We start from the raw sequence: 823 nt of genomic DNA, 5'->3' as shown, positions 1-823 counted from the left end.
TGCCGCTGTCATCAATGCCGCGGGGGTCAACGCTGCCGACAGAACGGCCGTGAATCCTGCTCCCCATGCCACAGTTGCCGCTGTGGCTGTCGTGATCAGAACTGCATCAAGACCGAAGATTGCCACCGCGATCGCCCCGGCGCTTGCGACCCACGCCGCTGTGGTGACCGCTGCACCTGCAAGCCATGCCGCCGAACTGAACGCCGTCGATAATGTGGCCATCACTGCCGACCATGCTGTGCTGACGACACCCGCGCTGTACTTCCATACGGTGGAAACCACTGCTGCACCGATCGATGCTTTGAACTGCAGTGCCGACATCGCTAATCCCACTGCCGACCATGCAGTGCCGATCATCCTCCTCACAAAGTGATGCCACGTACTCCCCAAGGTCTCCCTCGGGAGTGTCGTGCGAGAGCTTCGCGAGGTGCAAATCACCGGTTGCTCGATCGTCGCTCACCTGCACGTCGTGGATACGTCCGAGCAATCGGCCCATGCCGTCCGAACTCATTCCGGGATGTGTGAATCGACACTTCACGCCCGCCTCGTTGTTGGCCTTGGCGAACTCAGCGACTTGGGCCAATGTGACTTCATCAATCCACAATTCATGCCCCAGCGCTTCACCGACTGCGATGAGCGAGACGTTCTTGATCAGACCGGCTTCAAACCGCCCGCCTTCACGAACGACGTCCAGCATCGAAGCGTCGACGTCCGCGCGCCCAGCACGAAACAACGTTTCTTTGACGGGCGTTTCAGGGGCTGCTGGTCGGGTTGCTGTTTGAGTCATATTTGGATCTCTACCTATTGGTTTTTTGATGCGCCC

The 823-nt window shown here is 59.2% G+C and carries 2 protein-coding genes; one reads left to right on the top strand and one right to left on the bottom strand.

What is annotated here, in order from left to right:
• Nucleotides 1-357 (bottom strand): hypothetical protein (locus RMSM_RS43280; RefSeq protein WP_236622437.1); only part of this gene is annotated, 357 nt, incomplete at its 3' end.
• A gap of 217 nt (nt 358-574) precedes the next feature.
• On the opposite strand from RMSM_RS43280, the gene RMSM_RS43275 reads away from it, so the two are divergent.
• Nucleotides 575-823: hypothetical protein (locus RMSM_RS43275; protein ID WP_236622436.1), on the top strand; the 249-nt coding region annotated here is incomplete at its 3' end.

Source organism: Rhodopirellula maiorica SM1 (assembly GCF_000346295.1).
In the GTDB taxonomy this organism is placed as follows: Bacteria; Planctomycetota; Planctomycetia; order Pirellulales; family Pirellulaceae; genus Novipirellula; species Novipirellula maiorica.
The sequence above is the reverse complement of the archived record's forward strand: the minus strand, read 5'-3'. Positions and strand labels throughout refer to the sequence as shown.